Origin of the sequence: Kribbella sancticallisti, assembly GCF_039530625.1 — a bacterium.
GTDB classification, from domain to species: domain Bacteria; phylum Actinomycetota; class Actinomycetes; order Propionibacteriales; family Kribbellaceae; genus Kribbella; species Kribbella sancticallisti.
This window is the reverse complement of record NZ_BAAAOS010000033.1, coordinates 120,578-139,630: the sequence shown is the minus strand read 5'-3', so window position 1 is coordinate 139,630 and position 19,053 is coordinate 120,578. Positions and strand designations below refer to the sequence as shown.

Sequence of the window (19,053 nt, the reverse complement as noted above, 5' to 3'; positions counted from 1 at the left end):
CTTGCACACGTTCACCGTCTGGGCTCCGGCCGCCTCTGCTGTCTCCTTGGTGCTCACTGACGCATCGCTGGAGATGCAGCAGGCTGAGGGCGGCTGGTGGGAGCTCGAGGTGGCCGACGCCGGGCACGGGACGTCGTATGCCTTCTCGGTCGACGGCAGCGAGCCGATGCCCGATCCGCGGAGTCCCTGGCAGCCTGACGGCGTTCACGGGTTCAGCAAGGTCTTCGACACCTCGCGGTTCGACTGGAGCGATGGTGACTGGGCCGGCCGAGATGCGCGTGGTTCTGTCTTCTACGAGCTGCATCTAGGAACCTTCACGCCTGAGGGGACGCTGGAGGCCGCAGCAGGTCACCTGGACTACCTGGTGGCGCTCGGCGTCGAGATGGTGTCGCTAATGCCGGTCGCAGCCTTCCCCGGACGCCACGGCTGGGGTTACGACGGTGTCGACCTCTACGCGGTCCACGAGCCGTACGGCGGGCCGGAAGCGCTGCAGCGCTTTGTGGATCGCTGCCACGCTGTGGGCCTGGCAGTGTGCCTCGACGTGGTCTACAACCACCTCGGGCCGAGCGGCAACTACTTGGATGCCTTCGGGCCGTACTTCACCTCGAAGCACACCACTCCGTGGGGTCCGGCGGTCAATTTGGATGACGCCGGCAGCGACGAGGTTCGCCGGTGGATCTGCGACAACGCGTTGCGCTGGTTCCGGGAGTTCCACATCGACGCCTTGCGGCTGGACGCGGTACACGCTTTGGCTGACGACAGTCCGCTGCACCTGCTGGCGCAGATGTCGGAGGAGACCGCCGCGCTGTCGGCCACGGTGGGGCGGCCGTTGGGATTGGTGGCCGAGTCGGATCTCAACGATCCGCGGATGGTCGAGCCGGTGAGCGAGGGCGGGCTCGGCATGACCGCGCAGTGGAGCGACGACTTCCACCACGCGCTGCACACCCTGCTGACCGGGGAACGAGCCGGGTACTACGTCGACTTCGGCGACCCGGCCGTGTTCGCCAAGACGCTCACCCAGGTGTTCCTGCACGACGGGTCCTACTCGACCTTCCGCGGCAAGGACTGGGGCGTGCCAGTGGATCCGGAGCGGCACCGGGGCTGGGAGTTCCTCGCCTACACCTCGAACCATGACCAGGTCGGCAACCGCGCCCTCGGCGACCGGCCCGCGCTGACTCCCGGGCAGTTGGCGATCGGCGCGGCGCTGGTCCTCACCTCGCCCTACACGCCGATGTTGTTCATGGGTGAGGAATGGGGAGCGTCGACGCCCTGGCGGTACTTCACCGACCACGCCGAGCCGGAGTTGGCCGACGCCGTACGGACCGGGCGGCGGAAGGAGTTCGCGGCGTACGGGTGGGATGCCGAGGAGATTCCGGACCCGCAGGACCCGGAGACCTGGCGGAGTTCGGTGCTCGACTGGACCGAACTGGACGAGCCGCCGCATCGCGACTTGCTGCGCTGGTACCGGGATCTGCTGGCCTTGCGTGCCCGCAGTGAGGACCTGCGCGACGATCGGCTGGGGTCACTCGATATCTCCTACGACCCTGAGGGCTCGTGGCTGGTAGTCCGCCGCGGGGCTCTGTGGGTGGTGGTGAACCTTGCCGCTGAAGAGGCGGTGGTGCCGGTGGACGGCGTACCGCCGTACGAGGTGATGGCCTTCGGGTCGGCCGAAATCGTCACCGACGGTGTCCGGCTGGCCGGTCACGGGGTCGGCGTTTTCGCCGCCTGAGTTCCTCCCAAGGGTGAAATAAGTCGTACCGGTATCGGGCCGAAACGCCTGTGCCGGTGGATAAGTCTGGACAAACCGGCGATTTTCGGGCGCATCAGTCCGTTTGTCGGTGGGTACTTCAAGAATCGCTTGAATTGATAGCCCCTGGTGACGGACTGTGGAGGAAGCCAGCAGGGGTGCAACCGGGGGGATCACCGGGAGGACACGATGACAGTCGGAGGCGTCGACACCTACTACGACTACGAAGAGAAGCAGTGGAAGAGCAGGAGACTGGGGGGCGGCCCGATCCGTCGCGACCCGGTCTGCCCAGCACCACGCACGGTAGAGCATCAACCGGCCGAGCGGCGTGCTGCCGGCCGAGACCACCTTTCCACCACGAAGGACGACAAGGTCCTCAGTTGATCGGCGGGTGAGTTCGCGGGACGTCGGCCAGTACCGCCAGGCCATGCCGGCCCCGCTTTCCCTCACCGACCGACCTCGCGCCCGGGTGCTGCCAGTGGGACCCAGCCCCCGGGCGCGCTGACGTCTGCAGTTCTTCGACCGGCCCGCGCTGCTGTCACTTGATAGATGACAACGGCCCTTGTCATCGTTTCGATGACGCGCTATAACAGAAGTGCGTGTTGACACCGATGACTGTCGAAACAGGAGGTGGATGACGATGTTGATGCGCACCGATCCCTTCCGTGAGCTGGACCGGCTGACCCAGCAGTTGCTCGGCGGTTCGACGGCCGGCACCTGGACCCGGCCGAACCGATGCCGATGGACGCCTACCGCGCCGGTGACGACTACGTGGTCGCCTTCGATCTGCCCGGCGTCCCGGAGGACGCGATCGAACTGGGCGTCGAACGCAACGTCCTCACGATCAAGGCCGAACGCCGGCCGGCCGAACTGCCCGAAGGCGTCGAGATGCAGGTGGCCGAGCGGCCGCTCGGCGTCTTCTCCCGCCAGTTGTTCCTCGGCGACACTCTCGACGCCGACCGGATCGAGGCCCGCTTCGACGCCGGCGTCCTGACCCTGCGGATCCCGATCGCCGAACAGGCCAAGCCCCGCAAGATCGCGATCAGCACCGCGGATCACAACCAGAAACAACTCAGCAACTGAGCTTCCCCTCCTTCACCTCGGCGGGAAAGGTGGTGATGGACTGACAGACACACGATCTCTTCGTTCCCACGTCGGTCGCCCGGTCCTGGCAGTGGCGGTGCGGTGACACCGCAGTCTCCTCCAGACGATGGACCGGACCGGGCGACCACGCCCTTCGACCGGTAGCCGCGGCTCGTTGGTCACTCCGCGGAGGCTTTGAAGGCCTCGCGGGTGAGGAAGGCCAGTTGGGCGGTCTTGGGGGTGCCGTCGTGCTGGGTGAAGGTGACCTCGGGGCCGAGGGTGAAGCCGGTGCGTTGCATCCGGTCGATCGCTTTGTCGTTGTCGGCGTCGGGATCGGCGACCAGGCGAGAGTGACCGCGCTCGATCAGGAGAAACTGGCCCAGCGCCCAGATCAGCCGGCCGGTGAAGCCCGGGCGGCTCTCGCCGGGGGCGATCAGGAAGTGGATGCCGATGTCGCCGGCCTCGATCCGGTACGCCGTACCGACGGGATCCGCCTGCGGGTCGTACGTCTGGAACAGCGCGACCGGTACGCCGTCCAGGCGCACCAGGTACGCGTGGTGGGTCGGCACCGAATCCAGGAACTCGTAGATCCCCAGAACCTCGTCGCGAGTTTTGTCGACCATCCCCCAGAAGCGGGCGCGCTCGGCCGAAACCCAGCCGTGGACGAGGTCGAGGTCGCGAGCTGGTACGACGGGCTCCATCCGGACCAGCCCGAGTCCGTCGACGCGGACCTCGAAGGTCGGGTCTTCCGCGACGAGTTCACCTTCGATCGGTGCGAGTTCGCCTTGCAGCCAGAGCGGAAGCTGGTCGTGGTGGTGGGGATCGCCAAGTACTCCGGACGCGCCGAGAGGGACGATCCAGCGGCTGGCCGAGCGGTCGGCCAGATCCCAGGCGTAGCGGGCGGCGGAGGCTCTGATGCAGACGTCGGCGAGGCCGGGCAGGGGTGAGGTGGACATGACGCAGTGGTGGTCACCCGACAGTGCCAGCTCGTAGTGGTCCTCGGCTGGGGTGAAGATCGGACTGCGGAGTGCGTGCAGCGGAGTGAGTTGGTGGGTGTGGCCCCAAGGGCCGCTGGGCTTGCGGGCCGCTACTTCTTCGAGAGCCTCCTTGGCCAGCCAGCTGACGTTCACGTCGGGCAACAGGTCGGTGGCGATCAGGTTCTCGAGCGCGAAGTAGGTGTGCGCGAGCGTGTCGATCCAGGGGACGAACAGCTCGGGGTAGTCAGTGTCCTGGTCGAGGACCGCGATCATCGGGTGCTCCGCGAGTCGCCGGGCGAGGGCCTTGCGGACGGCGGCGAAGCTCGAGGCGAGGTTGCTGGCGGCATCCATTCGGCGATCCCATGGCAGCAGCTGCTCGCGCAGGCTGGTTGCCTCGGGTGACAGGTCTTCCAAGCCGGCCAGGAGATCGAGGAGTTGTCCGGCGGATCCGAGCCAGGTATCGGTGTGGATGGACGGCATGTCCGCCGCGGTCCAGTCGTCTCGCTCCTCCAGCAGGTGCCTGATCCGGCTGGAGCGGTGGGGTGCGGCGAACTCGACACCCAGAGGCGCCGCGAGCTCGCGGGCGTTCGCCATCACGGCGAAGTCGTCGACGGTTGCCCGTGGCATCGGCTCGAGCCCGTCCTGCCACTGGTGATCGGCCTCCCAGGCCGGTACTACGCGCAGCCGGTTGTCCGGGTGGCGCCGCGGGACCAGGCCGGCCGTTCGGTGGAGCAAGTCGCCCGCCGTGTCCGCTGCCATCACCACGTTGACCGGCTCAACCCAGCCCTCGAACGCCGCGTCGATGTCCTTCACAGTAGTTGCCTTGAGCAACGCTGGAAGTGTGTCGAAGCCGATCCGCCCGGTGACGCGAGGCGGATACCGCAAGCTGATCGTTTGTGCGCCGTCGATGATCACCGGACCTCGGTCGGTCTCGATCACCTCGATCTCGACAGGTTCGGCGTTGGCGACCTCGACCACCTCGGTGTGCCGGGAGGCCTCGGTCCAGCCGTCTGGGCCGAGGGCCTCGACGCCGGTGGGAGTGCGGCGAAGTTGTTCGGCGAAGAGGTCCTGGTAGTCCGCCATCGCGTTGGTGATCGCCCAGGCGACATCCCCCGCGTGCCCGAAGTGCGCGATCCCCGGAATCCCCGGTACGGCGAGCCCAACCACGTCGTACTCGGGGCAGGTCAGCCGGATCTGCTGGTAGACGCCCGGGCTCTCGATGTAGCGATGCGGGTCGCCCGCGATGATCGGGGAACCAGTCGCCGTCTTATCCCCGGGGATGAGCCAGCCGTTGCTGCCCGCAGTACGGGGGCCTTCGGAGGTGAAGAGGCCGATCGCGGCGTCGCCGAGGTGCTGTGCGACCTGCTCGCGCCAGAGTTTGGTGGGGAATCCGGCGAACAGGATGTGCACGGCCATCCAGATGCCGACCGGCGCCCACGGCTCCCACTCCTGCGGCACCAGGCCCGTCGCCGCGAACTCGGGAGCACGCCGCGCACCACCGGCCAGGCCGTGGTTCACCCCGGCCACGTACGCCGAGATCCACTCGCGGGTGTCTTCCTCGAGGTTCTGGTAGCACCGCTGGGCGGTGTCGTCGAGGCGGGCCTGGCGGGCGAACACGTCCCAGCCGAGCGCCTCGGACCCGAGGAACGCGGCGCTGGTGCCGAGGAACCGGCGCCGTTCGAGTTCGATCTGCCAAGCCCGATCGGTCGCCGCGTTGAGCCCTTGGAGGTAAGCGAGTGCCAGCGGATCACCGGCCTGCAGGTGCGGTACTCCCAGGGCATCCCGGTAGACCTTGGCGTTCACTCGTCATCCTCGCTTCAGTTAGGTTAGGCTGCGCTAACTTACAAGTCAGCTTCCTCTGGCCGCAACGGCCATTCTGACCTTGATCGGGAGGAGAACGTCGTGGGACATGGCTGGGAGGGTGTCGTCCTCAAGCTGTTCCGGGGCAAGGACTTCGTCTTCACCGTGACAGGTGCGGAGCAGGTCACCGAGCGCTACCGGCGGGTGCACTTCACCGACGGCGGGTTGCTGCAGGCGATCGGGGTGCACCCGACGATGTGGGTGCGGCTGTGGTTCGACAACGCGGGCAAGCCGCACCAGCGGGCGTACACGCTGGTCGATCCGGACGTCGAGACCGGCACCTTCAGCCTGGAGTTCGCCTTGCACGACGGCTGCGCGAGTGACTGGTCCCGCAAGGCGGAGCCCGGCGACACGATCGAGGCGACCCTCCAGGGCACCGAGTTCGAGGTACCGGACCCGCTGCCGCCGCGGCTGCTGGTGATCGGTGACCCCGCCTCGCTGCCGGCGATCAACTCGCTGCTGGAGGTGGCGCCGGAGGTGCCGGCGACGATCTGGTTCGAGACCAGCCATGACTCCGACCACGGACTCCCGCTGCGGCTCGACCCCGAGCGGCACGAACTGCGGACCGTCCCACGCGAGGGCGACCAGTTGTTCGCCGAGGTCAAGGCGAGCCTGCCGGACCTGATCGACGACCCGGCCAACACGTTCGTCTGGGTCGCCTGCGACACGACGACCACCCGCAGGCTGACGTCGTACCTGCTCAAGGAGTTGTCCTTGCCGAAGCACCGGGTCAGGGCCCTCGGATATTGGCGGGCGGCCTGACCGGTACGCCGGTAGCGTGGCGGGATGATCCGTGCGCTCGACCTGGCTGACCCCGAGACCGCCAAGCGGCTACTGGTGATTCAGCACCTTGCCTACGCGGTGGAGGCCGAGTTGATCGGCTTCGACGGCATCCCGCCACTGCAGGAGGATCTGGCCGGGCTGATGGCGTCCACGGAATACTGGTTCGGCCGGTACGACGGCGACGTACTGGTCGGGGCGATCGCCTATGAACTCCCGGACGCCGACACCGTCGAGATCAGCCGCCTGGTCATCGACCCCACCCACGCCCGCCGCGGCCACGCCCGAGCCCTCCTGAACCACTTGGACGCCGCCGAACCACGCCCGATCAGCCTGGTATCCACCGGCTCCCTGAACACCCCCGCGGTAAACCTCTACCTTTCCCACGGCTACACGGAAACCACCCGCATCACGATCGCCCCCGGAGTACAGCTCACCCACTTCCAGCGGCGCAAGAACTAGGCCCCGAGGCTGAGCGCAGTCCAAGAGATCGGCGGCAGCGTGATCGTGACGCTGCCGTCATTCAGCCGCACCGCCGCGGGCTTCGGGATAACTCGATCAGGCTGAGTCGCGGAGTTCACAGCGAGCCGGTCGTCATCGAACATGGTCAGAGCCTCCAGTACTTCGCTGACCGGCGTGCGGCTGGTGTCCACCGTGACGTCGATCGCCTGGTCCACCGACCGGTTCACCAGGAACACCGCGAGCTTGCCCGCGTCGTAGGTGGCGACGGCGTCGACCGTGGGGACCTCCCCGAACTTCTCCGTCACCACGGTCGGCGAGGACGTCTCGACCCGCAGTACGGTGCCTGCCGCCAGGCGTGAGGTGATCGCGAACGGGTGGAAGGTGGGCTGCCGCCAGGCCGGTCCGTCGGGCTCGGTCATGATCGGCGCGATCACGTTCGCCAGTTGCGCGAGGCAAGCGACCGCGACCCGGTCGCTGTGCCGGAGCAACGAGATCAGCAGGTTGCCGACGACAACGGCATCGGTGAGGTTGTACTCGTCCTCGATCCGCCGCGGCGCCACCTCCCACTGGTCGCCGGGGCCGTCGGTACGCCGGGACCGCTCGCCGTACCAGACGTTCCACTCGTCGAAGGAGATGTCGATCCGCTTGCGGCTCTTCAGTTCCGCGCCGACGTGGTCCGCGCTGGCCACCACCGAGTCGATGAAGCGATCCATGTCCACCGCGCTGGCCAGGAACGACGCCACGTCGCCGCCGTCGTCGCCGTAGTACGCGTGGCACGAGATGTGGTCGACCAGGTCGTAGCACTCCCGCAGTACCTCCCGCTCCCAACTGCCGAAGGTCGGCATCCCGGAGCCGGATGAACCACAGGCGACCAGTTCCAGGTCGGGCTCGACCATCCGCATCGCCCGCGCGGTCTCCGCCGCGAGCCGCCCGTACTCCGACGCCGTCTTGTGCCCGATCTGCCAGGGCCCGTCCAGTTCGTTGCCCAGGCACCACACCTTCACCCCGTACGGCGACGCGGCGCCGTGCTCCGCGCGAAGGTCGGACAGCGCCGTCCCGCCCGGATGGTTGGTGTACTCCTGCAGGTCGAGCGCCTCCTGCACCCCGCGCGTGCCCAGGTTGAGCGCCATCATCGGCTCGACGCCCGCCTTGGCGCACCAGCGGATGAACTCGTCCAGGCCGAACTGGTTCGTCTCGATGCTGTGCCAGGCGAGTTCCAGTCGCCGGGGCCGCTCCTCCCGCGGCCCGACGCCGTCCTCCCAGCGGTAGCCGGAGACGAAGTTGCCGCCGGGATACCGGACCAGGGAGACGCCCAGTTCCCTCGTCAACTCCAGGACGTCCTTGCGGAAGCCGTCCTCGTCGGCGGTGGCGTGGGTGGGCTCGTAGATCCCGGTGTAGACGCAGCGGCCCATGTGTTCGACGAAGGTGCCGAAGGTCCGCCGGTTGACCGGCGCGACGGTGAAGGCGGGATCGAGGACGAGTGAGGCAGAGGTCACGAGGTGGCTCCTGTCATGAGGGTGTGAAGCTGAGCGGACGGGTCAGGTGAGGACGACGCTGTGCCTCAGCCCTTGATTCCGGCGTCGCCGACGCCGCGGACGACGTGCCGCTGGAAGAGGGCGAAGACGACCAGCAGGGGGAGTCCGCCGAGCACGGCCGAGGCCATGATCTGGGCGTAGCGCAGGCCGTAGGAGCCCTGCACGTTGGCCAGGCCGACCGGGATCGTCATCATCGACGGGTCGGTGGTCACGATGAACGGCCAGAGGAAGTTGTTCCAGGCGCCGATGAAGGTGAAGATGCCGACGGCAACGAGAATCGGGCGGGACATCGGCACCATCACCGACCAGACGATCCGCCACCGGCTGGCGCCGTCGACCCGGGCGGCGTCCTCGTAGTCGCGGGAGACGCCGTCGAAGAACTTCTTCAGCACGAACACCATCACCGGGGCGACCACCTGGGGCAGCACCACGCCCCAGTAGGTGTCGACCAGGCCGAGGCTGGTCATCTCCTGGAACAGCGGAACGATCAGCACCTGCGGCGGGACCAGGATGCCGGCGATCAGCAGGCCGAAGAGCACCCGCCGGCCGGGGAACGTCGTACGGGAGAAGCCGTAGGCCGCCAGCACCGAGACGATCAGCGTCAACGCGGTCACCAGGACCGCGACGATGGTGCTGTTCAGGAACCAGCGCAGGATCGATCCCTGGTCGAGCACGCTGCGGTAGGCGTCGGAGGTCGCGTCGGTCGGCCACCAGGTGATCGGGATCCGGGTGGTCTCGGCCTCGGGCTTCAGCGAGGTGTCGATCGCCCAGATCAGCGGGACCAGCCAGACGATCGCCAGCAGCACGGAGCCGACGATGACGGCGACTTTGCCGAAGGTGAAGCGCGGCTGGACCGGCCCGCTCGGGGCGCTCGGGACCGCCCGGCGGACCGGCCGTTCCGCTTCGGTGAGGGTGCTCATCGATCCGCCGCCTTCCGGCCGGAGAACAGCTTGAACTGCGCCACCGAGACGAGCACGATGACGACGAAGAACATGTAGGAGACGGCCGAGGCGTAGCCGATCCGGTAACTGGTGAAGCCGGTCTCGTAGATGTACTGGATGATCGGCCGGGTGGCGAAGTTCGGTCCGCCGACCGTCATCAGGTAGATCTGGTCGAAGATCTTCAGCGAGGCGACCAGTTGCAGGACGACGATCAGCCCGGTGGTCCGGCTCAGCAGCGGCAGCGTGATCCGGAAGAGTTGCTGCCGGGCGTTGGCGCCGTCGATCGCGGCCGCCTCGTAGACCTGGTCCGGAATCCCCTGCAGGGCGGCGAGATAGAGCAGGAAGTTGAACCCCACGGTCCACCAGACCGTGGTGAGCACCACCGCGAGCATCGCCCGGTTCTCGGAGGTCAGCCAGTCGATCTCGGCGAAACCGCCCGCGGTCAGCAGTCCGTTCACCAGGCCGAAGCCGGGCTGGTAGATCCACACCCAGATCAGGGTGACGACGGTCGCCGGCAGCACGAACGGTGCGAAGTACGAGAACCGCAGGAACCAGCCGAGCAGGCCTTTGCGGTTGGCCAGTAACGCCATCACCAGGGCGATGATCACCAGCGGCGGCGTACTCATCGCGGTGAAGACCAGGGTGTTCTTCAGCGAGTCCCAGACGGCGGGATCGCCGAACATCTCCCGCCAGTTCTGCAGGCCGAGGAACTCGCTCTTCACCCCGGCCAGGCTGGTGTTGAAGAAGCTGTTCCACAGGCCGGAGAACGTCGGCCAGAGCAGGAAGAACGCGAACAGCACCAGGAACGGCGCGACGAAGAGCAGGCCGCCCCAGCGTTCGGACAGGGGTGGACCGCCGCGCGGGGCGGACGACGTCGGAGGTGGTGCCGGCGTGACCGGGTCACGGCGGGTGGGAGTGTTCACTGCCATGGCGGGCTCCCGGAGACCTAGACGGGGGAGGGGGTGTCGAGAAGCTTCTGGACGGCGGTCTTGAACTGGTCGAGCGCCTGCTTCGGCGCCGACCGCCCGTTGAAGATGCCGGAGAACGCCGCGGCCGCTTCGCTCTGCAGTTGCGCGCCCGAACCGCTGAACCACGCGTCCGGATCGAAGAACACGTCCGGCGCCACCGACCGGTACTCCGCCTGCGGCTTCAGGTTCAGGTACTCCGGACTGCTCACCACCGGCTGGTACGCCGGGATGTGCCCGCCGGCGGCCCAGTCGGCGCTGTTCTTGAGCATCCAGGCGATGTACTCGATCGTCGCCTCGGTGTCGGCCTGACGACGCCCGGTCTGGTGCGGCATCACGAACGTGTGCGCGTCACCGGCGTAGGCCGGCTTGTCGTACACGGTCGGGAACGGCGCCATGCTGAACTTCATCTTCGCCGTCTGGTAGGTGGTCACCTCCCACTCGCCGTTGAAGCTCAGCCCGGCGTCACCGCTGCTGAACAGGGCGACCGCCGCGGGATAGTTGCTGGACTTCGGGATCAGGCCGTCCGTGGCCAGTTTCACCAGGTACTGCAGGGCTTCCAGGGCCTTGGCGTCGTCGATCACCAGCCTGGTGCCGGACTCGTCGAGGAACGGGCCGTCGAGTTGGCCGTACAGCGTCCACCACAGGCGCCACGGCCCGACTGTGTCGACCGACGCGCCCAACTTGCCGGTGACGTCCTTCACGGCGGTGAGCGCGTCGACGAACCCGTCGACGCCCTTGATCTGCTTGATCTTGCCGTCCGGACCGAGCAGCCCGGCCTTCTGGCAGATCTCGGTGTTGTAGTACATGACGAACGGATGCAGATCCAGCGGTACGGCGTACAGGCGGTCCTCGACGACGCAGCGCTGCCAGGTCTCGGGCAGGAAGTCCTGCTCGGTGATCCCGGCCTTCGCGAGCAGGTCGACCGGGATCGGGTCGAGCATCGTGGTCGGGCTGAATCCCTTCAGCCGGGACAGGTGCAGGGTGGCGACCTCCGGGGCCCGGCCGCCGGCGGCCGACATCGCCAGCTTGGTGTAGAACGGCGCACCCCAGGCGAGGGTGTGCGCCTCGAAGGCGATGTCCTTGTGCTCGGCAACGAACTTGTCGTGGATCTGCAGCAGCCGGGCGCCGTCGCCGCCGCCGAACAGGTTCCACTCGCGGACCCGGGCGTCCGGGCTGAAGGTGCCGCAGCCGGACAGTGCCAGGCCGCCGGTCAGGCCCAGCGCGCCGGCCAGCAGGGTGCGGCGGCTAGGGGTGAAGGGAGTCATTTCTCGTCTCCTCCTGGCGGGGGTGGAGCACGGATCAGAGCAGGCTTCAGCGCCGCACCGACTCCCTGGTCAGGAGCTCCGGCGTGCGTTTCTACATCGGTGTAGAAGGATGATGCCCGGCACCTCCGGGACCGTCAAGACCCAGGCGGTCGGGGGTGTCCGGGGCCGGTCAGCCGAGGGTGGACTCGCGGCGGTGGAGTGCGTACGGGGCGACGATCTCGCGGTGGTCGGACTCGTCGCCGTTCATCCGGGCGACCAGGAGTTCGATCGCGGTGGTCGCGATCCGGCCGCGGCCCGGGTCGACCGTGGTGAGGGTGGGCGTGCTGTACCGGGCCTCGTCGATGTCGTCGAATCCGGCCACCGCGACATCGTCCGGGATTCGGATCCCGTGCTTGGTCAGCACCCGGATCGCGCCGAGGGCGAGGGTGTCGTTCAGGCCGAGTACGGCGTCGAACTTCTCTCCCGAGGCGAGCAGATTCTCCATCGCCTCGGCGCCGTTCGCCCGGTGCCAGGGGCCGGCCTGGACCGCGAGTCGCCGCACCGGTTGCACGCCCGCTTCGTCGAGCGTGGCCGCGTAGGCGTCGTACCGGATGGCGGCGGTGCCCACCAGTTCGCCGGGGTGGGTGCCGATGACGGCGATCCGGCGGCGGCCGACCTCGAGCAGGTGCTGGACCGCGGCGCGGGTGCCGGTGACGTTGTCGATCATCACGTGGTCCACCGGTCCGTGGAAGATCCGCTCGCCGAGCAGCACCATCGGGGTGGAGATCCTTAGGTGCTCCGCGTCGTTGTGGCCGAGGCCGAGCGGGCTGAAGAGCAGCCCGTCGACCAGGTGACCGCGGGGCCGGGCGAGGGCGGCGAGTTCCCGTTCGCGAACGGCGCCGGTCTGCTCGATCATCACCGTCAGCCCGTGCTCCTCCGCGGCATCGATGACGGCGTCGGCCAGTTCCGCGAAGTACGGCAGGCTGAGTTCGGGCACGGCCAAGCCGATGATCCCGGTCCGGCCGGACTTCAGATTCCGGGCGGACAGGTTCATCTGGTAGCCGAGCGCGTCGATCGAGGCGAGCACCTTCAGCCGGGTGGCCTCGCGGATGTACGGATAGCCGTTCATCACGTTCGAGACCGTCTTCGGCGACACCCCGGCGTGCAGCGCGACATCCCGCATCGTCACAGCCAAACCAGTGTCACCTCTCGTCCGCGGGCCGGTCTGCCCACGGTAGTGCACAGGAGCCGCTCCGGGGCCTGATTAACTCAGCGGCCGGTGTCAGGGCCGGTGTCAGGGCCGGTGTCAGGGTCGCTGGGCGACTCTTCGTCGGCGGGGTGCTTGGACAGTGGCGGCTGCGGACCGGAGCCCCCGGGTGGTCGAGGCCCTGGAGGTTGCCCTCGTCGTCGACTTCGACGCCTTCCTCGCGCAGGTCTCCCTTGACGTGCGGTCCGTCGGACCTGTGGCTGGAGTACGGCAGATCAGGTCGGTCGAAACTCATCTCGGTCTCCTTCCAGCGTCCCGCGTCAACCGCCGTACGGCGGCTTGTGCTGCGGGTTGAGCGTGATCCCCGCCTGGGCGGCCTTACCCTCGATCGCCGTTTCCGGGCGGCCGAGCCGGACGCTGATCACCGGTGGCGGGATGTTGTCGGCGGCGAGCGCCTTCAGTTGTGCCACCTCCTGATCGGTCCACGGTTCGCCGGCGTTCCGGATGGACTGCGGTAAGGCCATCGATCTCACTTCTTCTCGGTTCGGTTCGTCGCCCCTTCCGGTGCCCAGTCGATCGCGATCGAAAAGTCGGCAGCCGAGGCGTTACCGAGCGTGATGCATAAGTTTCGAGGCTCGCAGAAGTTGTGCACTCACCGGCCTCCCGGCCCATCATGGTGGCCGGCCACGAGGGTGGAAAGGCGGATCGGAGTTGTCGGACGAGGTCGGTGTGACGGCCGGGGCGTTCGCCCGGCTGGCGCAGGAACTGCATGGCGAGCACGGGGTCACCGAGACGGTCGAGGCCGTGGTGCGGTTCGCCCTGCAGGTGATCGGGTGTGAGTCGGCCGGCGTACTGCTGACCGGCTCGAACAGATCGTTGTGGACCGTCACGGTGACGGATCCGATGATCGAGCTGGTGGATCAGTTGCAGCTGGCGAGCGGTACCGGGCCGGCGTTCTCGATCGTTGCCAAGGGCCATGATTCGCTGGTGGTGGCCGACAGCCTGGCCGAGAAGCGCTGGGCGGCCTGGTCGACCGGGATCGCCGAGCTCGGCCTGCGCAGCGCGCTGGTGGTCGGACTCGGACGGCCAGGCGCGATGCTCGGCGTACTCCAGTTGTTCGATCTCGGGCCGTACGCCTTCGGGCCGGAGGACCAGCGGATCGCGAGCGTCCTCGCCCGGCACGCCTCGATCGCGGTGGCGAGCGCTTTGCGGGAGGCGTCCCTGTGGCGGGAGGCCGCTGACCGCAAACAGCTCGGCCAGGCGCAGGGCATCTTGATGGAACGCTTCGGTATCGATGCCCCGCGCGCGGCCGAGATCCTGCGGCTCTACTCCGACGAGAACCACGTCCAACTCCGCGACGTGGCCCACCAACTCAGCAGGCGCCGGCGGACACCGGAGTCACGCGGCGGAACGGTCGCCTGACGGGCGGCGGCGCAGCGCCGGGGTGGTCAGGGAGATGGGCTTCCAGGCACCGTCGGCCGGGTAGAGGTCGGTGCCGGGCGGGACGATCTCGTCGATCCGGTCCAGGGTCTCGTCGTCGAGGGTGAGGGTGGTGCCCTTGAGCAGGCCGTCCAGGTGCTCCATCGTGCGCGGTCCGCTGATCACCGAGGTGACCGCCGGGTGCGCGACGACGAACGCCAGCGCGAGCTCGGGCAGCGTACAACCGATGCTGTCGGCAAGCTCCACCAGTTGTTCGAGGGCATCGAACTTGGCTGCGTTGGAGGGGATCGACGGGTCGAACCGGAACGGCGTCAGCGCGGCCCGGCCGGTGGTCAGGTCGACCGGCTGGTTCTTGCGCACCTTGCCGGACAGGAATCCCGAGGCCAGCGGACTCCAGGTCAGTACGCCCATGTTCAGTCGCTGGGCGGTCGGGAGCAGGGACCGCTCGATGCCCCGGGCGATCAGCGAGTACGGCGGCTGCTCGGTCCGGAACTTGCCGAAGCCGCGGCGCTCGGAGACGTGGTACGCCTCGACGATCTCCTCGGCCGGGAAGGTCGAGCAGCCGAAGGCGCGGATCTTGCCCTGGCTGACCAGGTCGGTGAGGACCGAGAGGGTCTCCTCGATGTCCGTGCTCGGGTCGGGCCGGTGCACCTGGTAGAGGTCGATCCAGTCGGTGTCGAGCCGGCGCAGGCTCTGCTCGACCTCGTGGGTGATCCAGCGCCGCGAGTTGCCGCCGCGGTTGCGGCCCTCGCCCATCGGGAAGTGCACCTTGGTGGCGAGCACGACGTCGTCGCGGCGGCCCTTCAGGGCCTTGCCGACGATCTCCTCGGACTCGCCGGTGGAGTACATGTCGGCGGTGTCGACGAAGTTGATGCCCTGGTCGAGCGCGGCGTGGATGATCCGGACGCTGTCCTCGTGGTCGGGGTTGCCGACCGCGCCGAACATCATCGTGCCGAGGCAGTGCACGCTCACCTCGATACCGGTCCCGCCGAGAGTGCGGTAGCGCATGTGCTGGCTCCTAGTTCAAGTCGTGGTGAACCCGAACCTAGGAGCTAGAGCGCTGTCTAGGTCAAGCCTGGTGTCCGAGCAGAACCATCTGAACCGGTCGGTGGATCTGCACGTATAGCGCTCATACGAGGTGTTGCCGGGAGGGTGGGAGTGCCATGGAGACGGACGTGGAATCGCCTGGGGAAGTGGCGGCAGAGCCCAGACGGGGTGTGCCGGGGGCTTTTGTTTTATTGGGGTTTGCGGTGGTGGGGGCCTTGGTGGCGGTGTCGCTGGGGTTCTACGGGAAGGTGCATACGCCGACCGGGCGTCCGCTGGCGCTGTTGGTGGGCTTCACCGGGCTTACTCCGATGAAGGCGTGGCTCGGGACGGCGGCCGTAGTACTGGCGGTGTTTCAGGTGGTGTCGGCGCTGTGGATGTATGGACGGCTGCCGGTCAAGCGCGAGGCGCCTGCGGTGTTGTCGCAGTTGCATCGGTGGAGTGGCGCGATCGCCTTTGTCGCAACGCTTCCCGTGGCCTACCACTGCTTGTGGAGTCTCGGGTACAGCACCTTCGACACCAGGACCGCGCTGCATTCGCTGTTCGGCTGCGCCTTCTACGGCGCCTTCACGACCAAGATGCTCGCGCTGCGGGCCAACAAGATGCCGGGCTGGGCTCTGCCGATCTCGGGCGGGCTGTTGTTCGCCCTGCTGGTCGGAGCCTGGGCCACCGCGTCTCTTTGGTACTTCACCCAATCCGGCGTTCCGCTGCGTTGATCGAACAGGAGCTATGACCATGAGCAAATCAGAGGTGGAACGCCGGACCGTCCTCCTTGCGGGAGGCGCCGCGGCCACGACCGCAGTACTGAGCGGGTGCATCGTGCAGCAGGCGGCACCGCCACCCGCGACGACCCAGCCCACGAGCAAGGCGCCAGTCTCACAGGGGACGACTGGTACTGCGCCCGGCCCGGCCGCGCTCGCCCAGGTGGCGGACATTCCGGCCGGTGGCGGGGTGATCCTCAAGGAGCAGAACGTCGTGCTCTGCAAGGACGCGAGTGGCAAGGTCTCTGCGTTCTCGGCGATCTGCACGCACCAGGGCTGCGTGGTGACGGATGTCGCCGACGGCACGATCAACTGCCCGTGCCACGGCAGCAAGTTCGATGCCGCGAGTGGTGAGCGGGTGGCGGGGCCGGCGAAGAAGCCGTTGCCGCCGGTGTCCGTTCAGCAGCGCGACGGCGCGATCTTCCAGGCCTAGGGCGATGGCCATGTTCAAGAGCCTGCCCACGATGCTCTGGGTGATCGGGGCGACGGTTGCGGTAGCGGCACTGAGCCCGGCTGTCGGCAACATCGCGACGACCGCGCCGGCGGCGCCCGCCGCAGTACCGCCTCCTGCTGCGCCGAGCGCAGCTAAACCACCTGCGGCCAAACCATCAGCAGTTGTAGAAGCCCCGGTAGTGATCAAAGCCGGTACTACGAAGCTCGGGCCGGTCGCCGTCGATGCCGACGGTCTCACCCTCTACATGTCGGTCCTAGACGGCAACGACCCGTCGAAGTCCGTCTGCGTGAGCAAGACCTGCTTGGCCGCGTGGAAGCCGGTCTACGTGAAGAAGGCCGGAGTAGTCGCCGGAGCCGCGGTGAGCCAGGCCAAGGTCGGGAGTGTGGTCCGGCCGGACAAGGACATCCAGGCCACGCTGAACGGCTGGCCGCTGTACCGGTATGCCAAGGACCAGAAGCCCGGTGACGTCCTCGGCGAAGGCCTAAAGGGCACCTGGCACGTGCTCAGCCCTGAAGGCCGCCGCCTGCGATGAGCGGGCACGGATTCGAGGACGAACCGCTGACCCTCGAGGAGTTGCTTCGCCTGGACGAGGTCTGGGCGGAGGAGCCCGCTGACCTCGAGCGACGGGTCGAAGCTCAGTGCTCGTCGCTCAGCAGGTCGAACATCACCAGGTCTTCGTAGCTGCCGTCCCGACGGCGGTCGGCGGCTCGCTTGATCCCGGTCTGGGTGAAGCCGTTGGCCAGGGCGACCCTGATCGAGGAGCGATTCCCCTTGGCGGCAACGATTTCGAGCCGGCGCCGGCCGAGTCCGCCCTGCTCGATCGGCAGGAAGGCCTGCTTGGCCACCAGGCCGACCGCCGTCGTCATCATCCCGCGACCACGCGCCGCGGGATGTGCGCTGTAGCCGATCTCCCCGACCGGGTTGGACCCGTTCTGCATCCGGAAGACGCTTACATCGCCGAGCATCTCGTCGCTGCCGGCATCGGCGATCACCCACGTGACTCGATCGCCGGCCGCGAGTCCTTCGCGGCACTTGGCCACATACTGCTCGGCCTGCTCGCGGCCGAACGGGACGGGGATGTTCGCGAGCCAGTGCAGGGTCCGCTCGTCGAGAGTGGTCTCGACCAGGCGGTCCACGTCGTCATCGCGGAACGGCCGGAGCCTGAGCCCGCCGTGCTCGATCACGGGAACCGTCCACCACGGGTCCTCGGGTTCGCGGTCGTCCTGGCGGCCGATCGAGGCGATCCACTCGTCGTACCGCACGCCGCGAGCCAGCCCAGCGCCGTACGCCGTGGTCAGGTGCCGGAATCCCGTCCGCCAGGCGATCCGGCGGGACGCCCAGTTGCCTACGAAGGCGCTCCAGGTCACCCGGTCCCAGCCGAGTACGTCGAACGCGTGGGCGACGGCCAGCCGCACGGCCCGGGTCGTCAGTCCGCGGCCGCGGACGGCGGGGTGCAGGGTGAAGCCGATCGCGCCGACGCCGCCCTCCCCGCCGCTCAGCATCACGGCACCGCAGTACCGGCCGTCGGACTCGATCGCCCAACTCCACAGTCCGCCGTCGCGCCAACCGGCCGGGATCCGCTCGAGCACCTGCCGCTCGGGATCGCGCTCGGGAGGAAAGTCGGTCCAGCGCTGCGTCTCGGGGTCGGCGTTCATCTCGAGCATCGCCCGGATGTCGTCGGTGTGCGGCGCCCGCAAACGCACCACCCCGTCGGTGAGCACAGGCACGTCGTCCGGAAACCGCATCGCCCCTCCCAGGTCGGTCGGGACCAAGCTATCCGGCCCGCGGCGTCAACTCCGGCGGGCAGTGACGAGCAGACGACCCGACCCGACCTCGTACTGCGTATCGTCGGGACCGCCGAAGAACTCCAGTTCGACGAATCCCGCTTCGGTGAGCAGCGCCGCGATCTGCGCGCAGGTGAGGACGTAGTGCACGGCGGTCACGTCGACCGCCTCGTCCCCGCGGCTGAACCGGTAGTGGCTGAACGCCCGGCTCCGCAGTACGTCGTACTCGCGGCGCGCCTCCATCGTGATGTCCCCGACGGACATCGTCTGCGATCCGCCTTGGTAGTGCGGCAGCATCGTCTCGGCGGCGGTGCTGGAGTCGATCACGAGACCGCCTCCGGGCCGCAGGGATCCCGCCAGCGCCTCGACGAAGGCGCGGGTGCCGGCGAGGTCCAGGTAGCCGAAGCTGTTGCCCAGGCAGACCGCGGCGTCGTACGAGCTGTCTTGCGGGAGGTCGCGCAGGTCGGCCACTCGCAGGTCGACGTCGAGTCCGGCGGCCTCGGCAGCGCGGCGGCCGTGGGCGACCGCCTCGTCCGAGATGTCGAGTCCCGTGACCCGGTGGCCACGCGCGGCGAGCTCGAGCGCGTGCCGCCCGCTCCCGCACGGCACGTCGAGCACGCGCGCGTCCGGCCGCAGTTCGAGGTGACGCTCGGTGAAGTCGATGTCGGCGCCGGTGGCTTCCGGCGGCATCGCCTGCCGCCAGAACTCGTTCGGTAGTTCGGTGAAGAAGTCCTGGTACCAGGTGGACGAGATGGTGAAAGACAAC

At 68.1% G+C, this 19,053-nt stretch carries 19 protein-coding genes; 9 read left to right on the top strand and 10 right to left on the bottom strand.

The window, feature by feature from the left end:
* Position 1: 1 nt before the first annotated feature.
* From treZ to ABD255_RS24210, 3 genes are all read left to right on the top strand, one after another.
* The gene (gene treZ, locus ABD255_RS24220) at positions 2 to 1,729 is read left to right on the top strand and encodes a malto-oligosyltrehalose trehalohydrolase (protein WP_344217708.1); all 1,728 of its coding nucleotides are present in this window, start codon (positions 2 to 4) and stop codon (positions 1,727 to 1,729) included.
* A 207-nt stretch (positions 1,730 to 1,936) separates the two neighbouring features.
* Positions 1,937 to 2,131 carry a hypothetical protein gene (locus ABD255_RS24215; protein ID WP_344217706.1) on the top strand — a complete coding sequence of 65 codons (195 nt, stop codon included), beginning with the start codon at positions 1,937 to 1,939 and terminating at the stop codon, positions 2,129 to 2,131.
* Between the two features lie 357 nt (positions 2,132 to 2,488).
* A complete protein-coding gene (locus ABD255_RS24210; protein WP_344217704.1) occupies positions 2,489 to 2,830 on the top strand; it encodes an Hsp20/alpha crystallin family protein in 342 nt (113 codons plus the stop codon).
* 179 nt (positions 2,831 to 3,009) lie between these two features.
* On the opposite strand, the gene ABD255_RS24205 is transcribed toward ABD255_RS24210, so the two are convergent.
* Positions 3,010 to 5,610 carry a GNAT family N-acetyltransferase gene (locus tag ABD255_RS24205; RefSeq protein ID WP_344217702.1) on the bottom strand — a complete coding sequence of 867 codons (2,601 nt, stop codon included), beginning with the start codon at positions 5,608 to 5,610 and terminating at the stop codon, positions 3,010 to 3,012.
* 99 nt (positions 5,611 to 5,709) lie between these two features.
* On the opposite strand from ABD255_RS24205, the gene ABD255_RS24200 reads away from it, so the two are divergent.
* Together ABD255_RS24200 and ABD255_RS24195 are read left to right on the top strand one after the other, a co-directional pair.
* Positions 5,710 to 6,429 (top strand): siderophore-interacting protein, encoded by a 720-nt coding sequence (locus ABD255_RS24200; RefSeq protein WP_344217700.1) that lies wholly within the window; start codon positions 5,710 to 5,712, stop codon positions 6,427 to 6,429.
* Between the two features lie 24 nt (positions 6,430 to 6,453).
* The gene (locus ABD255_RS24195) at positions 6,454 to 6,909 is read left to right on the top strand and encodes a GNAT family N-acetyltransferase (RefSeq protein ID WP_344217699.1); all 456 of its coding nucleotides are present in this window, start codon (positions 6,454 to 6,456) and stop codon (positions 6,907 to 6,909) included.
* Here the strand turns inward: ABD255_RS24195 and arfA are convergent.
* The 6 genes from arfA to ABD255_RS24165 form a co-directional block, all read right to left on the bottom strand.
* Positions 6,906 to 8,405 carry an arabinosylfuranosidase ArfA gene (gene arfA / locus ABD255_RS24190; RefSeq protein ID WP_344217697.1) on the bottom strand — a complete coding sequence of 500 codons (1,500 nt, stop codon included), beginning with the start codon at positions 8,403 to 8,405 and terminating at the stop codon, positions 6,906 to 6,908. The genes ABD255_RS24195 and arfA overlap by 4 nt on opposite strands.
* A 65-nt stretch (positions 8,406 to 8,470) precedes the next feature.
* Positions 8,471 to 9,364: a carbohydrate ABC transporter permease gene (locus ABD255_RS24185; protein ID WP_344217695.1), complete on the bottom strand. Its 894-nt coding sequence runs from the start codon at positions 9,362 to 9,364 to the stop codon at positions 8,471 to 8,473.
* Positions 9,361 to 10,314, bottom strand: coding sequence for a carbohydrate ABC transporter permease (locus ABD255_RS24180; protein ID WP_344217693.1), 954 nt, complete (start codon positions 10,312 to 10,314; stop codon positions 9,361 to 9,363). The genes ABD255_RS24185 and ABD255_RS24180 overlap by 4 nt, the downstream gene beginning before the upstream one ends.
* A gap of 17 nt (positions 10,315 to 10,331) precedes the next feature.
* Complete coding sequence (locus tag ABD255_RS24175) at positions 10,332 to 11,618, bottom strand: extracellular solute-binding protein (protein WP_344217691.1); 1,287 nt, start codon at positions 11,616 to 11,618, stop codon at positions 10,332 to 10,334.
* A gap of 169 nt (positions 11,619 to 11,787) precedes the next feature.
* Positions 11,788 to 12,786, bottom strand: a complete 999-nt coding sequence (locus ABD255_RS24170; protein ID WP_344217889.1) for a LacI family DNA-binding transcriptional regulator — start codon at positions 12,784 to 12,786, stop codon at positions 11,788 to 11,790.
* Between the two features lie 338 nt (positions 12,787 to 13,124).
* Positions 13,125 to 13,328 (bottom strand): hypothetical protein, encoded by a 204-nt coding sequence (locus ABD255_RS24165; RefSeq protein ID WP_344217689.1) that lies wholly within the window; start codon positions 13,326 to 13,328, stop codon positions 13,125 to 13,127.
* 187 nt (positions 13,329 to 13,515) lie between these two features.
* On the opposite strand from ABD255_RS24165, the gene ABD255_RS24160 reads away from it, so the two are divergent.
* Positions 13,516 to 14,226, top strand: coding sequence for a GAF and ANTAR domain-containing protein (locus ABD255_RS24160; RefSeq protein WP_344217687.1), 711 nt, complete (start codon positions 13,516 to 13,518; stop codon positions 14,224 to 14,226).
* On the opposite strand, the gene ABD255_RS24155 is transcribed toward ABD255_RS24160, so the two are convergent.
* Entirely contained in the window at positions 14,203 to 15,252 is a 1,050-nt protein-coding gene (locus ABD255_RS24155; RefSeq protein WP_344217686.1) for an aldo/keto reductase, read from the bottom strand. The genes ABD255_RS24160 and ABD255_RS24155 overlap by 24 nt on opposite strands.
* 155 nt (positions 15,253 to 15,407) lie before the next feature.
* Here ABD255_RS24155 and ABD255_RS24150 point away from each other — a divergent pair, with 155 nt between their 5' ends.
* Genes ABD255_RS24150 through ABD255_RS24140 form a run of 3 tightly spaced genes read left to right on the top strand, consistent with a single transcriptional unit; the run spans position 15,408 to position 17,035 of the window.
* Positions 15,408 to 16,004 (top strand): DUF6529 family protein, encoded by a 597-nt coding sequence (locus tag ABD255_RS24150; RefSeq protein WP_344217684.1) that lies wholly within the window; start codon positions 15,408 to 15,410, stop codon positions 16,002 to 16,004.
* A 19-nt stretch (positions 16,005 to 16,023) separates the two neighbouring features.
* Positions 16,024 to 16,482 carry a Rieske (2Fe-2S) protein gene (locus ABD255_RS24145; protein WP_344217682.1) on the top strand — a complete coding sequence of 153 codons (459 nt, stop codon included), beginning with the start codon at positions 16,024 to 16,026 and terminating at the stop codon, positions 16,480 to 16,482.
* A gap of 10 nt (positions 16,483 to 16,492) precedes the next feature.
* Entirely contained in the window at positions 16,493 to 17,035 is a 543-nt protein-coding gene (locus ABD255_RS24140) for a COG4315 family predicted lipoprotein (RefSeq protein WP_344217680.1), read from the top strand.
* Positions 17,036 to 17,138: 103 nt separating this feature from the next.
* On the opposite strand, the gene ABD255_RS24135 is transcribed toward ABD255_RS24140, so the two are convergent.
* Together ABD255_RS24135 and ABD255_RS24130 are read right to left on the bottom strand one after the other, a co-directional pair.
* Positions 17,139 to 18,248, bottom strand: coding sequence for a GNAT family N-acetyltransferase (locus ABD255_RS24135; protein ID WP_344217678.1), 1,110 nt, complete (start codon positions 18,246 to 18,248; stop codon positions 17,139 to 17,141).
* A gap of 45 nt (positions 18,249 to 18,293) precedes the next feature.
* Positions 18,294 to 19,052 carry an SAM-dependent methyltransferase gene (locus tag ABD255_RS24130; RefSeq protein WP_344217677.1) on the bottom strand — a complete coding sequence of 253 codons (759 nt, stop codon included), beginning with the start codon at positions 19,050 to 19,052 and terminating at the stop codon, positions 18,294 to 18,296.
* Position 19,053 lies beyond the last annotated feature (1 nt).